A 13,421-nucleotide genomic window follows, 5' to 3' on the forward strand; every position below is an offset into this window, starting at 1 on the left:
CACGCGCTACGACAAACGCGGCTACGTCTACCTCGGCACCGTCACCGCAGCCGCCCTCGTCATCTGGCTCCGCACATGATCGACCGGACAAGTCCAGGCGACCGAGGAGGTAAGATGCAAGTCATACCTAGGAGGCGGCGAGGACCATGCCCGACGACGAAGGACACCCGGAGCCGGCGGAGATCGAGCTCGGCCGGGTCCTCGCGGCGCTGGCCGACCCGATGCGGCGGCGCGTGGTGCGGGAGCTGGCCGCCGGGCCGGCCGACGGGGCGCGGACGTGCAGTTCGTTCGCGCTGCCCGTCAGCAAGGCGACCGTCACCTACCACTTCCGCACCCTGCGCGAGGCCGGGCTGGTCCGTCAGGTGAACCGGGGCAACAGCCGGATGGCCACCCTGCGCCGCGACGACATCGAGCAGCGCTTCCCCGGCCTGCTGGCGATCCTCCTCGCGGAGGAGTGAGCACCCGGCGCTCAGGCCGGCGCGGCGAGGCGGAACAGGACGTTGCGGCGCAGCGGGCCCTCGGGGGCGCCGGGGTCGTCGAAGCCGTCCACCGGGTCGGTGGTCATGCCGAGCCGGCGCATGACCGCCTGGGAGCGGAGGTTGCGGGCCGTGGTGACGGCGAGGACCTCGGGCAGCGCGAGGGTCCCGAAGCCGAAGGCGAGGACGGCGCGGGCGGCTTCGGTGGCGTAGCCGTGGCCCCAGGCCGCGCGGGCGAGCCGCCAGCCGATCTCCACGCCGGTGAACGGGAGGCCGTCGTCGACGTCGTCCAGCCCCGCGAAGCCGATGAACTCCCCGGTGGCCCGGGCCTCGACGGCCCACCAGCCGTAGCCGCGCCGGCCGAAGTCGGCCCGGAAGCGGGCCACGGAGGCGTCGCTCTGCGCGCGGGTGAGGACGTCGCCCAGGTGCTCGCGGACCTCGGGGTCGGCGTTCACCGCCGCCCATGGTTCGAGGTCGGACGCGCGCCGGCCGCGCAGCAGGAGGCGGTCGGTGTACAGGTCGGTCATGCCGCCCAGCCAAGGCGATCACGCCCCCGGCGGCAAGCGGGTTTCCGTGGACAACGGGCGGGCCATCGCGGCGGGGCCGGGGAAGTGGTGCGGCCGGTCGACGGCCCGGGGCACGTTCGGCGCGCTCGGGGCCGATCCGCCCGGCCGCCTTCCCTTCATGACACTGCCGATGTCATGATGACACCATGAGTGTCAGCCGAGGAGCGGGCGAGGACGGCCCCGCCGTCGAAGGACTGCTGGACGAGGTGATCCGGCGGCTGTGGCCGGTGCACCGGGTGGTCCTGCGGGCGGTCGAACGCGGGCTGGCCGGGACGGGCATGACCGCCGGGCAGCACGCCGTCCTGGACGCGCTGCGGCGCGGCGGGCCGCGGACCGTGCCGCAGCTGGCGCGGGCGCTGGACCTGGACCGCCAGCCCGTGCAGCGCCTGGTGAACGACGCCAAGGCGCTCGGCCTGGCCGAGACCACCGCCAACCCGGAACACCGGCGCTCCTCGCTGGTGCGGCTCACCCCCCGGGGCGAGGCCGTGCTCGCCCGCGTCCAGGGAGCCGAGCGCGAGGCACTGCGGCGCCACCTCGGCGACCTGGACCCGGCCGAGGTCGCCACCGCCCTGCGGGTGCTCGACCGACTCGGCGAGGTGTTCCACGAGCTGGAGCGCGCCGCCGGGGAACGGGACCACGGCGGGCGCAACGACGACGGAGGAACGGACGGACCATGACCGACACGCGCACCGGCACCGCACCCGTCACGGGCGGCGAACTGTCCTACGAGGTCGCGGAGGGCGCCGGGCCCGCCGTCGTCCTGCTGCACGGCGGGCTGCTGGACCGGCACAGCTGGGACGAGCAGTTCGCCCGGCTCGCCGCCCGCGGCCGTCACGTCGTCCGCTACGACGCCCGCGGCCACGGCCGCTCCTCCCCCGTCACCGGCGACCACTCCCACCCCGACGACCTGCGGGCCCTGCTCACGCACCTGGACGTGCCGAGCGCCGTGCTGGTCGGGCTCTCGCTCGGCGCGCGCATCGCCCTGGACACCGCGCTCACCCACCCCGGGCAGGTCGCGGGTCTGGTGCTCACCGCCCCCGGCGTCAGCGGACGGCCGTTCACCGACCCGTTCGTGGCCCATCACACCGAGCGGCAGATCGCCGCGCTGGGCGCGGGTGGCGCGGAGGGCGTGGACCGCTTCGTGGAGCACTTCCTGCGGATGTGGGCGGACGGCCCGCACCGCTCCCCCGACCAGGTGGACGGCGCCCTGCGGGAGCGGCTGCGCGCCTCGGTGACGGCCCATGTGCTGCGCCACGCCGCCGGCTTCGGCGCCGGGAGCGCGCTGGAGGCCGGCGCGGCCGACCGGCTCGGCGAGCTGAGGGCACCGGCATTGGTCCTGACCGGCGAACTGGACGGCGCCGACATCCTGGCCAACGCCCGCGCCCTCGCCGACGCCGCCCCGCACGTCCGCGCGCTGGTCCTGCCCGGCGCCGCGCACATGGTCCCGCTGGAGCGCCCGGACCTGTTCGAGCGCGAACTCGACGCCTTCCTCGCCGCCCTCTGACGGCTCCCGGACCGCCGGACCGCCGGACCGCCGGGCCCCGGGGCGGCGCAGCGGCCGGTCAGCGCCCCCCGGAAGCCGGTCAGAGGCCGGCGGCGAGGCGTTCGTAACTGCGGCGCAGGACCTGGCAGGCCCGGCGGGTGGGACCGGCGAAGGTGGGGTCGGCGGTCAGGGTGGACCAGTGGGCGAGGCGGGCCAGGGCGTGGCGCCGCAGGGCGGGGCGGGAGGCGGCTTCGGGCAGGCCGAGGCGGGCGGCCGTGGTGGTGCCGAACTCGCCGATGACGCGGCGGAGTTCGAGCAGGTCGTCGGCGGACAGGCCGGTCAGGCGGCCGTCGTAGCAGTCGCGCAGCACGGTCAGTTCGCGGAAGGCGTGCTGCTGGACCTCCAGGTCGACGAAGCGGCCGACCGCGCGGTCGACGGCGGCGCGCAGCCGGGCGGCGGACGGCGGGTCGGGCGGCAGGAGGTCCGCGGCGAGGGTGTCGGGCAGGGTGCGGGCGCGGTCGACGATGCGGCGCAGCTTGATCAGGTCGGCGCGGGCGCCGAAGTGGTCGGCGAGCAGGCGGCGGAAGTCGGCGAGGCCGCTGCGCCGGTCGAGTTCGGCGCGCAGGGTGGGCAGGTCGTCGACGCCGTCGCGGACGAGGCCGCAGGCGAGGGTGAGGCCGTAGCCGGCGAGCAGGCCGAACAGGTGGGCGCGGCGGTCGGCCGGCACGGGCAGGTCGGGGTAGGGGCGGGTGGTGAAGTACGGGCCGCGGGCGGCGCGGCGGGCGAGCAGGGCGGGTTCGACGGTGGCCAGTTCGGCGAGGTCGGCGTGGTCCGCCTCGGTGAGCTGCCCGGCGGCGGCGCCGACCAGGCTGCACAGCGGGCGCAGGTCGTACATCAGCCGGGTGCCGCCGGCGGCGGTCATCACCCGGTCGGCGACCCGGCGGCCCTCGGCCAGCGGGTCGGGGTGCTCGGGCCAGTACAGCTCGACCTTCGTGAGGGCCCCGACGGTGGTGAGCGCGCCGCCCGGGCCGGGGGTGGCGGGGGCGGCACCGGGGCCGGGGCCGGGGCCGGGGCCGCCGGGAGCGCCCGGGCCGAAACCGGCGCCGGTGAAGTCGGCGAGCAGTTCCTCCTCGCCCTGGGCGAGCCCGCGGGCGAAGACCAGCACCAGGGCGTCGGCGCTGCCCGCGTGGCCGATCGAGTCGGCCCGCACCTCGTCCGGTGAACGGCCCAGGAAGCGCAGGGTGTTGGCGGAGTCGGCGCCGAGCACCGAGTCCAGGCCGGGGGTGTCGACCAGGTCGAAGGAGCGCAGGTACGGGCTGGGGTCGGTGACCACCAGGTGGTCGATCGCCTGGAGCCGGGCCCGCCCGGCCTGGTCGTCGTCGCGGGCCCGGGCCGTGAGGGCGCGCAGGTCGTCGGGGTGGTGGTGGTCGGCGGGGCGGCCGTCCTTGTAGTGGACGGTGACGGTGCGCTCGGCGCCGTGGGTGAGGCGGCTGACGTTGAAGGTCAGCTCCTCGGCGCCGGTCTCCACCCGGTGGGCCCCGAGCAGGGCGTTGACCAGGGTGGACTTTCCCGCGCTGACCCGGCCGACCAGGGCGACCCGCATCGGGCGCACGGCCAGGTCGCGGTAGCCGTCGAGCGCGTCCAGGGCGGGGAGGAGGGCGGCCGGGGCGCGGTGGCGGGGGCCGAGCAGGGCGGCGGCCTCGGTGACGGCGCGCTCGGTGACGGCGCGCTCGGTGGCCTCGCGCACGCCCGGCTCGGGCTCGGGCTCGGGCTCGGGCGCAGCGGGGGTCGGCGCGGGGGCCGGGCCGGGGGCGTGCGGCGGCGCGGGCGGCTGCTCGCCGCCGCCCCGCCCGAACCGCCACCAGCGGCCGCCGCCTCCCGTGCTCACCGCGGCTCCGCGAGCAGGGCCGTCAGCCGGGCGCCCAGCCGCTCCACCCCGGCCCTGACCTCCGTCAACGGCCGCCGCTCCAGGCCGAGTTCGGCGGCCCGCCGGGTGGCCTGCTCCCGGGTGGCGCTGCGGGCGGACTCCAGCCGGGCCAGGGTGTCCCGGGCGGCGGCCTGCTCGCGGGCGATCCGGCTCTCCAGCTCGGCGCGCACCGCCTCCGCCAGCGTGCGGGTCAGGTCCCGCACCGCGTTGGCGAGATGGGCGTACTGGCCGGCCCGCATCGCCTCCAGCTCGGCACGCAGGCTGTTGCGGCGGGCGAGCTTGTCGGCGAGCTGCTGGTCCCGTACGGCGCCCCGGTACCCGGTGACCCCGCCGAACAGCGCGCCGACCACCGAGCCGATCGAGGTGCCGATCTGGGCGCCGACCGCCGTCCCGGCGCCGGGCAGCACCAGGGTGCCGATGATCGCGCCGATCGCGCCCGCCGCCAGGCCCCCCGCCGTCGTGCCCATGCCGGAGCCGGAGGTCACCGCCCGCAGCCGGCCACCGCCGGGCGACTGCCGCTCCCCCTCGCCCAGCCGGCCGGTCACGGTCAGCGGCGGGACGGGCGGCTCGGGCAGCCGGCTGCTCGGGCGGGCGTCCAGCTCCAGGCCGTTGCGGCGGGCGAAGTCGCCCTGGAGCTCGGCCGCCCGCAGCCCGGCCAGCTCGCCGACCGTTCCGGTGACGAGCGCCGCGTCGGCCGCCAACTGGCCCACCAGCCGGTCGGGTTCGGCGATCATCGCGTCGTCGAAGAGGTACTCCGTGCGGAACCGGTGCCAGACCTGGTCCAGCTCCTGCTGCGCCCGCATGCCCAGGGTGCGGCCCAGCTCGGCCACCGCGTCGACGAGTTCGCGGCGCCAGCCGGCCTGGGAGGAGGCGAGTTCGGCGATCCGGCGCTCGCGTTCCTCGGTGTCGGCCTGGAGTTCGGCGAGCCGGGTGCGGGTGTCGTCGAGCAGGGCCTGCAGCTCGGCGTCCACCGGTTCGAGCATGGTGCGCGCCGACGCCTCCAGTTCGGCCAGCGCGCCGCCGACCAGCAGCGAGGCCCGGCGCCGGGCGAGCGCCGACCACAGGACCCGCTCGAACTCCTCGAAGTTGCTGATCTCCAGGTCCTCCGGGTCACCGTCCGCCAGGAAGTCCAGCTTGGCGCGGGCGGAGACCGGCACCAGCGGGACGTCCTGCGGCGCGAGGCCGGTGGCGGCGGCGAGCTTGCCGAGGGTGTTGGCGTGGATCGCGGTGTAGTCGCCGACGGTGTCGATCTTGCTGAGGGCGAAGACCAGCCCGTCGGTGCCGTCCAGCGCCCGCGACGCGGCGGCGGCCCGGGAGAGGAAGCGCAGCTCGCTCTCGGTCAGCGGCTGCGTCGCGTCGGCGACGAACACCAGCGCGTCGGCCTGCGGAAGGAAGCCCGCCGTGACCGCGGTGTGCGCCTGGTAGACCGCGCCCACGCCCGGTGTGTCCACCAGCACCAGGCCGGAGGCGAGCCGCGGGTTCGGCAGCCGGACGGAGATGAGCCGCACCCGTTTGACGTTCCCCGGGTTGCCGGACTCGGTGGCGAACTCGGCGATCCGCCCGCGCGGGATCTCCACCTGCTCCGGCTCGCCGTCCGGCCGCTCCTCCGGCGGGTCGAGGGTGACCACCACCCGCTCGACGGGGCCGAAGGCGGCGGTGGTGACCAGGCTGGTGGCGAAGTAGGTGTCCCGGGGGAAGAGATCGGGCTCCTCCAGCAGCGCGTTCAGCAGGCTGGACTTGCCGCGCTTGAACTCCCCGCACACCACCACCGTCAACGTCCCCTCGCGCAGCCGCCGTTCGGCCGCCGCCAGGCGCTCGGCGGTCAGCGCGTGCCGGGCCGCCGCGGCGGCCGGGCGCAGCGCGGCGTAGAGCGCGAGCGTGTCGGCGCGCAGCGCGTCGAGGGCGCGGGCGGGGGACGGCGGGGCGCCGGGGGTCATGCGGGTCCTCGGAGGTCTGGCGGCAGGTCGGGCGGCAGGACGGGCGGCAGGACGGGGCCGAACTCGCCCTGCCCGGCGAGGCCTCGCAACTGGTCCTCCATGGAGGCGAGTTGATCGGCGTCGGCGGTGAGGATGCCGTGGATGAAGTCGGTCGGGTCGACGCCCGTCACGGGGTCGACGAGCACGGCCGCGGCCTCCGCCGCAGCGCTGCCCTCCGCCGGGGACCCGGCGTCCGGGGCCTCGGTGTCCGGGGCGTCCTCGGCGAGGGCGCGCTCGGCGGCCTGCTCGTCGAACAGGTCGATCAGCTCGGTGACGTCCTCGACCAGGTCGGTGACGAACTCGGCGACCTCCCCGACGAATTCGGCGAACCCCTCGACGGCGTCGTGCTGGTCGGGCAGGTGCAGCGGGTCTCCGCCGCCGGGGTCGAACATCCTGTCGTCCTTCATCATCGGCTCCGGCGGTCCTGTGCCCGGCCCACCCCGTATCCCACCAGGTGCACCAGCCCGGCGAACACGGCCCCGGACAGCAGGCCGACGGCGAGGTTGCCGGACGAAGCGGTGGCGACGAACGTGTCCAGCGCGAACAGCGAGGACACCAGGACGCGCCACCACCGGCGCCGGTGCAGGGCCGGGCGGGCCGCCACCGGGCCCGGCGCCGCCCCGGCGGGCCCGAGCCCGGGCGCGGGCACCGGCTCCGGCGCCCGCTGCTCGACCGCGAGCAGCCACTCCCCCGCACTCACCGTCTCGCCGGGGGCGCGGAGTTGGCGTACGACGCGGCCCGGCGCGGCGGCGGCCAGCTCCAGCAGGGCGCCCTCGGGGGTGCGCAGGGTGCCGAGGGCGGCGCCTGCCTCGTAACCGGCGCCCAGCGGGACGCGCCACTCGGTGAGTTCGGCCGGCGCCCCGAGGTCCCAGGCGAGCGGCACCGCGCCCGGTTCGGTGGCGGCGGGCAGCAGCCGGCGCTCGGCGGAGCGGGCCGCCCAGACGGCGGCGCAGTGCACCACGGCCAGGTCCGGGTCCTCGACCAGCCGCAGCGGCCGTCCGAGCCGGTCGGTCAGGAGCGCGGCGACGGCCGGGACCCGGGTGGTGCCGCCGACCAGGAGCACCGCGTCGACGCCCCGCGGCCGCACCCCGCAGTCGGCGAGCAGCTGACGGCAGCAGGCGACCGTGCGGTCGAGCAACGGCGCGATCAGGGCTTCGAGCTGGGAGCGGTCGACCCGGCTCGACGGCGTGACCGGGGTGAAGTAGTCCTCCACCTCCGGGGCCTCGCTCAGCTGGTGCTTGATCCGCCGGACGAAGTCGCCGAGTTCGAGCCGGGCGCGGGTCGCCCCGGCGGCCATCAGCGGGTCGAGCCAGTCGCGCCCGGCGGCTGCGACGCCCGTGGCGAGCAGGGCGTCGATGTCGCGGCCGCCGCAGTCGTCCAGGGCGGCGTGGCCGAGCACGGTGTGCGAGGCGCCCTCCGCACCGATCCGCACCAGCGCGGTGTCGAAGGTGCCACCGCCGAAGTCGTAGACCAGGACCGTCTCACCGGGCGCGAACGGCTCCCCGGCGACGGTGGCGTGCGCGGCGGCCACCGGCTCGGCCAGCAGTTCGACGCTGCCGAAGCCCGCCGCCGCACCGGCTTCGAGCATCGCCTCACGGCGCGGGTCCACCGGCCCGTAGGAGGCGGGCACGGTCACCACCAGCCGGTCGATGCCGCGGCCGGCCACGGCCCGTGCCTGTGCCCGGAACTCGGCCAGCACGGCGGCCACCAGGGCGACCGCGGTGAACGGGCGGCCGCCCAGCACGACGGGTGCGCGCTCGCCGAGGTCGCGCTTGAACTCGGCGCGGTAGGAGTCGGGTTCGGCCCGCTTGCGGCGCTCGGCCGCCGAGCCGACGAGCAGTCTGCCGTCCGCGCCGACGGACACCGCCGACGGCCAGGACAGCAGCCCGCTGGACGGTTCCTTCAACGGCCGCTCACGCCCGTCCAGGACGACGGCCGCCGCCGAGGAGGAGGTGCCGAAGTCGACGACGAGCACGGGTTCGGTCACGCCGCGCCCTTCCTTCCTTGAGGTGTTCCGGGGGCCGCGCCCGGGCGCGGCGGGAGGGTCAGTCGCCGTGGCGGGCCAGCCGCACCGCCCAGCCGACCGCGCCGGCGGCCAGGCCGTAGGGCAGCGCCACGCCGAGCAGCGCGGGCAGGAAGCCGGAGGCCTTCACGGACGCCAGCACGAACGCCAGCGCCACGGCGGCCAGCGCCACCAGCCCCAGCGCCGCCCGGGCGCCGGCCGAGTGGCCCCGGCCGCGCACGGCGGCCAGCGCACAGGTCACCGCGACGGTGGCCAGCAGGGCGGCGCCGAGGATGAAGACGCCGTCGTCGGTGAGCAGCCAGCCGCCGTGGATCGTGGTACCGGACATCAGAGCGCTCCGTTCAGGACGACCAGGCCCGCGTACAGCAGGGCGCACCAGCTGGCGGCCGGCAGGCCGGAGACCCGCTCGCGCCGGAGGCGGGCGGCGGTCCCGAGCCCGCTCACGCCCCCCGCGGCGGCCACGGCGGCGGCCGTCACCACGAGCCACCGGCCGTGGGGGAGGTCCTCGGCCCCGGAGACGATCAGCGCCGCCGTGACGACGGCGAACGCCGCACCGGCCCCGAGCAGCGCGCGCGGACCGCCGGTGGCGCCGTACACGGTCAGTGCCGCGGCGACCGCGGCGGCCAGGCACGGCAACGTGACCCGCAGGACACCCTGCCCGTCGAACACGTGGTACGCCCCTTCCGGCGCGTTCACCGCGAACCAGGTCACGGCGGCGGCGAGCACCGCGCCCGGCAGGCCGAGCCACCCCGCCCAGGGCACCGCGTCGTCCTCGCGGCGGCGGCGCCGGACCGTCAGGGCGACGGCGACCACCCCGGTGCCCAGCAGCATCAGGCCCAACTGCTGGAACTGGTACACCGTCGGGCTCTCGCCGAACGGCGGATCGGACCACGGCCGGTACCAGAACCCGATGTCACCGGCCCAGCCCGCCCAGGACAGCGCCAGCACCGCCGCGGCGCCCACCGCCGCGCCCCAGGCCCGGCCCGCGCCCCACCCGGCGGCGACGGCCGCGAACAGGCCGACCAGGGCCGCGTAGCCGATGATCAGGAACATGCCCCGGCCGGGATCGGTCCGGTGGGTCAGGCCGAGCAGGCCGTAGCCCAGCAGGAAGATGCCGAGCAGTCCGAGCATCGCCGTGCCGGTCCGCCCGCGCCAGGCCGGGCGGGGCGGTGGCGGTGGCGGGTAGCCGGGCGGCGCGGGGGCCCGCGAGGCGGGGTCCGGGTCGTCGGCGGCGCCGACCGGCTGCACCGCCAGCAGCCACTCCCCGGGGCCGACGGCCGTCCCTGGCGCCACCAACTGCCGGACCACCGTGCCGGGTTCGTCGGCCGTCAGCTCCCAGAGGCTGCCGTCGGGCAGCCGCAGCGAGCCGAGTGCGGCACCGGCCGGGTAGGCGGTGGCGGCGGGGACGCTCCACCCGGCGACCTCGGCCGAATCGGCGGGGAAGCCCCAGGCCAGCGGGCGGGTGCGGGCGGCCTGGCGCAGCGGGCTGAGCCGCCGGTCGGCGGAGCGCGCGGCCCAGGCGGCGGCGCCGTGCACCACCGCCAGGTCGGGGTCCTCCACCACCCGCAGCGGGCGGTTCAGCCGGTCGGCGAGCAGGGCCCGGACGGCCGGGACCCGGGTGGTGCCGCCGACCAGCAGGACGGAGTCGAGTGCCCTCGGCCGCACCCCGCAGTCGGCGAGCAGCTGGCGGCAGCAGGCGACCGTGCGGTCGAGCAACGGGCCGATCAGCGTTTCGAGTTCGTCGCGGGCGACCCGGCTGGCCGGGCCGAGCGGGGTGAGGTAGTCCTCGACCGTCGGGGACTCGGTGAGCTGGTGCTTGATCCGGCGCACGAAGTCGCCGAGTTCCAGCTGCGCCCGCAGCGCTCCGGCACCGCCCGCACCGAGCAGCGGCTCCAGCCAGTCCCGGCCGCGCTCGCGGATCCGGCCGGCGAGCAGGGCGTCGATGTCGCGGCCGCCACAGTCGTCCAGGGCGGCGTGGCCGAGCACGGTGTGCGAGGCGCCCTCCGCACCGATCCGCACCAGCGCGGTGTCGAAGGTGCCACCCCCGAAGTCGTAGACCAGGACCGTCTCACCGGGCGCGAACGGCTCCCCCGCGACGGTGGCGTGCGCGGCGGCCACCGGCTCGGCCAGCAGTTCGACGCTGCCGAAGCCCGCCGCCGCACCGGCTTCGAGCATCGCCTCACGCCGCGGGTCCACCGGCCCGTAGGAGGCGGGCACGGTCACCACCAGCCGGTCGATGCCGCGGCCGGCCACGGCCCGTGCCTGTGCCCGGAACTCGGCCAGGACCGCGGCCACCAGCTCGCTCACCGGGTACCGCCGCTCGCCGAGCGGGACGGGCGCCCGCTCCCCGAGGTCGCGCTTGAACTCGGCCCGGTATCCGGCCGGTTCGGCACGCTTGCGGTGCTCGGCGGCCGAGCCGACGAGCAGCCGTCCGGCCCCGTCCGCGCAGACCGCCGAGGGCCAGGACAGCAGCCCGCTGGACGGTTCCTTCACCAACCGCTCGCCCCGGTCCAGCACCACGGCAGCCGCCGAGGAGGACGTTCCGAAGTCCACCACGAGCACCGGCTCGGCCACGCTCCACCCCCTGGACGCACCCGGCCGGCGGTGAGGGTTCCGGCCCGGGTTCGCGGCGAGGATAGCAGCGGCGGATCAGCCCGTTCCGCCGCTTCAGGACCGCTCGCCGGGAACCGATGCGATGTCGTGATGGACAGTTCACAGAGGGATATTGATGGACCGTCAGTTCCGTTCGCGAACCGCACGGGGCTGTCCGGGGAGGGCATCGGGCCCCCGGCCGCCGGCTACCGGCCGGTCCCCGCCACGGCGGTCCGGGCCAGCGCACCGACGGCCAGGATCGTGCCGCCGAGCAGCAGGCCCATCGAGCCGAGGACGCCGGCGGGCTGCCAGTTCTCGCCCGTCCGCGCGTCGGCGGCGAAGGCGGCGGCGATCAGCAGCAGGGACGCGAGGACGGTGAGGGCCCCGGCGCCGAACGCCCCCCGGACCAGAGCGCGGCCGAAGCGGCGCCGCCGGGCGGCGGTCGCGGTCCCGGGCGTGTTCACGGTGCTCTCCTTCTGCGGTGCGAAGCGGTGCACCTCGAAGGATGTCCGGGCCATGTCTCGGTCGCCCCGGCGGGCGTGTCTCGGTCTCCGCACCGATCGGCGGCGTTCGGGCAACGGTTGCGCAACAGCCGGCCATCGGGCGACGGTCCGGCCACCGGACGACGGGCCGGCCGGTGCGCGAGGGCCCCGCTCAGCCCGCGAGGCCGTGCCCGACCAGGCGGCTGCGCAGCCCGGCCAGCTCGCGCCGCACGAGGGGCGGCAGCCCGTCCTCGCCGTCGCCCGCCGCCAGCACCGACCCGAGCAGCTCGGCGGCGGCCCCCGGGTCGTGCGCCAGCAGATGGCAGTCGGCCACCCGGACGGTGAACAGCAGCCGGGCCGAGGGCAGTTGGTCGGGGGCAAGCAGCGCGAGCGCGGTCTCGGCGGCGCCCACGGCGAGCCGGGCGAGCCGGGGGTCGTCGACGGCGGCAGCCGCGTCGCGCAGCGCGGCGGCGGCGCCCGCCTCGACCCGCAGCCGCATCGAGGCGATGGACAGCCACGCGGCGTCGGACTCGTCGTGCACCCCGATGTGGTCGAGGTGGTGCCGGGCGCGGGCGATGTGGCGGACGGTGGCGCGCACGTCGCCGGTCATCGCATGGGCGCGGGCCAGGCCGATCTGGCCCATGGCCCCGGCCCAGTGCCGGGCGGGGGCGACCCGGGCGATCTCGTGGGCGTAGCCGAGGGCGGCGGCGGGGTCGCCGTCGAGGCGGGCGAGGAAGCTCATGTCGCTGAGCGCGGCGACCTGGGTGGCGGCGTCCTCGGCGAGTTCGGCCCAGCCGAGGGCGCGGGAGAAGCAGGCCATGGCGGTGGCGTTGCGGCCGTCCTGCATGCGCAGCGCGCCGGCGGCGTGGGCGTACTCCCCGGCGAGCCGGGCGAGCGGGCGGCGGGCGGGGCCGGCCGGGTGGGCGGCCAGGCGGCGCAGCACGACCCGCAGGGTGTCCTCGACGGCCTCGGTGCCGGGTGCGCCGGGGTTGTCACCGGCCCGCAGGTGGGCGGCGAGCAGGCCGGCCAGGGCGTGCACGGTGTCGGGGTCCAGGGGCGGGGCGGCGGCGGGGTCGGCGGCCCGGAAGGCGGCGTGCAGGACGGCGAGGTCGGCGGGCGGGGGGACGTCGCAGCCCGCGGCGTCGTGCAGCGGACAGAGCAGTCCGTAGTCCGGGAGGCGGACCGGCAGTTGGGTGGCGAGGCCGGACGGCAGGGCGGGGGTGAGGGCGGCGACGGGCGGGCCGGGCAGCGGGGCGCGGGTCCAGTCGCCCGGGGCGGCCGGCGGGCCGGCGGGGGCCGGGGCGGCCGGGAGCGCGACGGGTGCCGGCAGGGCGCCCTCCTCGGCGACCCGGCAGGCGGCGCGCAGTTCGCCTCCGGCGAGCAGCAGGTCGTCGAGCCGGTCGGCGATCCGGGGGCTGGTGCGCCGGGTGCCGTGCTCCAGTTTGCTGACGGCGGTGTGGTCGTAGCCGATCTCGGCGCCGAGCTGGGCCTGGGTGAGGCCGGCCCGGCGGCGCCACTGGCGCAGGCGAAGCCCGAAGGCCCGCCAGGCCTCGTCCTCGGTCGGCTTGGTCGCCGCCCGGTTCCGGTGCACGGGGCTGCCCTCCCGAGTGCTTTCCGGGCCTTCCGGTGGGGAGGTCCGCTCAGAAGGACGGTACTGGACGAGGGCCTCCGTCGTACATGAGGTGGTCTCGACCACTTTCGGTAACTGGTCTCTACCTCTCCACTCTTTGGTCTCAACCTCTCCATCCCGGCCGCCCCACCCCCGCCCGCGCCCCGCCCCCGGCGCCCCCCCCCCCCGCCTCGGCGGCGGGGCCGGGGCGGCCCCCCACCCCCCCCGATCCCCGCGGCCGGGCGGGGGTGGCCCCCCCCGGCCGGGGCATCCGGCAGTTCCTCGAC

Annotated in this window: 12 protein-coding genes; 3 read left to right on the plus strand and 9 right to left on the minus strand. The window is 77.3% G+C overall.

Going from position 1 to position 13,421, the window contains the following annotated elements; genetic code table 11:
- The first annotated feature begins 146 nt into the window (after window positions 1-146).
- Window positions 147-458, plus strand: coding sequence for an ArsR/SmtB family transcription factor (locus ACFXAM_RS32420; protein WP_380296683.1), 312 nt, complete (start codon window positions 147-149; stop codon window positions 456-458).
- 11 nt (window positions 459-469) lie between these two features.
- Here the strand turns inward: ACFXAM_RS32420 and ACFXAM_RS32425 are convergent, their stop codons facing one another.
- Window positions 470-1,003: a GNAT family N-acetyltransferase gene (locus tag ACFXAM_RS32425; protein ID WP_380296685.1), complete on the minus strand. Its 534-nt coding sequence runs from the start codon at window positions 1,001-1,003 to the stop codon at window positions 470-472.
- A gap of 185 nt (window positions 1,004-1,188) precedes the next feature.
- On the opposite strand from ACFXAM_RS32425, the gene ACFXAM_RS32430 reads away from it, so the two are divergent.
- Both ACFXAM_RS32430 and ACFXAM_RS32435 read left to right on the plus strand, forming a co-directional pair.
- Window positions 1,189-1,719 carry a MarR family winged helix-turn-helix transcriptional regulator gene (locus ACFXAM_RS32430; RefSeq protein ID WP_380296687.1) on the plus strand — a complete coding sequence of 177 codons (531 nt, stop codon included), beginning with the start codon at window positions 1,189-1,191 and terminating at the stop codon, window positions 1,717-1,719.
- Window positions 1,716-2,546, plus strand: coding sequence for an alpha/beta fold hydrolase (locus ACFXAM_RS32435; RefSeq protein ID WP_380296689.1), 831 nt, complete (start codon window positions 1,716-1,718; stop codon window positions 2,544-2,546). Before ACFXAM_RS32430 ends, ACFXAM_RS32435 begins: the two co-directional genes overlap by 4 nt.
- 79 nt (window positions 2,547-2,625) lie before the next feature.
- Here the strand turns inward: ACFXAM_RS32435 and ACFXAM_RS32440 are convergent, their stop codons facing one another.
- The 8 genes from ACFXAM_RS32440 to ACFXAM_RS32475 form a co-directional block, all read right to left on the minus strand.
- Complete coding sequence (locus ACFXAM_RS32440; RefSeq protein ID WP_380296690.1) at window positions 2,626-4,413, minus strand: dynamin family protein; 1,788 nt, start codon at window positions 4,411-4,413, stop codon at window positions 2,626-2,628.
- Complete coding sequence (locus ACFXAM_RS32445; protein ID WP_380296692.1) at window positions 4,410-6,389, minus strand: dynamin family protein; 1,980 nt, start codon at window positions 6,387-6,389, stop codon at window positions 4,410-4,412. Before ACFXAM_RS32445 ends, ACFXAM_RS32440 begins: the two co-directional genes overlap by 4 nt.
- Window positions 6,386-6,835, minus strand: coding sequence for a hypothetical protein (locus tag ACFXAM_RS32450; protein ID WP_380296694.1), 450 nt, complete (start codon window positions 6,833-6,835; stop codon window positions 6,386-6,388). The genes ACFXAM_RS32445 and ACFXAM_RS32450 overlap by 4 nt, the downstream gene beginning before the upstream one ends.
- Entirely contained in the window at window positions 6,835-8,415 is a 1,581-nt protein-coding gene (locus tag ACFXAM_RS32455) for an Hsp70 family protein (protein WP_380296695.1), read from the minus strand. The genes ACFXAM_RS32450 and ACFXAM_RS32455 overlap by 1 nt, the downstream gene beginning before the upstream one ends.
- A gap of 58 nt (window positions 8,416-8,473) precedes the next feature.
- Window positions 8,474-8,779 (minus strand): hypothetical protein, encoded by a 306-nt coding sequence (locus ACFXAM_RS32460; RefSeq protein ID WP_380296697.1) that lies wholly within the window; start codon window positions 8,777-8,779, stop codon window positions 8,474-8,476.
- The gene (locus ACFXAM_RS32465; RefSeq protein WP_380296699.1) at window positions 8,779-11,025 is read right to left on the minus strand and encodes an Hsp70 family protein; all 2,247 of its coding nucleotides are present in this window, start codon (window positions 11,023-11,025) and stop codon (window positions 8,779-8,781) included. The genes ACFXAM_RS32460 and ACFXAM_RS32465 overlap by 1 nt, the downstream gene beginning before the upstream one ends.
- A 224-nt stretch (window positions 11,026-11,249) precedes the next feature.
- Window positions 11,250-11,507 (minus strand): hypothetical protein, encoded by a 258-nt coding sequence (locus ACFXAM_RS32470; protein WP_380296701.1) that lies wholly within the window; start codon window positions 11,505-11,507, stop codon window positions 11,250-11,252.
- 190 nt (window positions 11,508-11,697) lie between these two features.
- Window positions 11,698-13,116, minus strand: coding sequence for a helix-turn-helix domain-containing protein (locus ACFXAM_RS32475; RefSeq protein ID WP_380296703.1), 1,419 nt, complete (start codon window positions 13,114-13,116; stop codon window positions 11,698-11,700).
- Between the last annotated feature and the right edge of the window lie 305 nt (window positions 13,117-13,421).

It is taken from the genome of Kitasatospora sp. NPDC059462 (genome assembly GCF_042749955.1).
In the GTDB taxonomy this organism is placed as follows: Bacteria; Actinomycetota; Actinomycetes; order Streptomycetales; family Streptomycetaceae; genus Kitasatospora.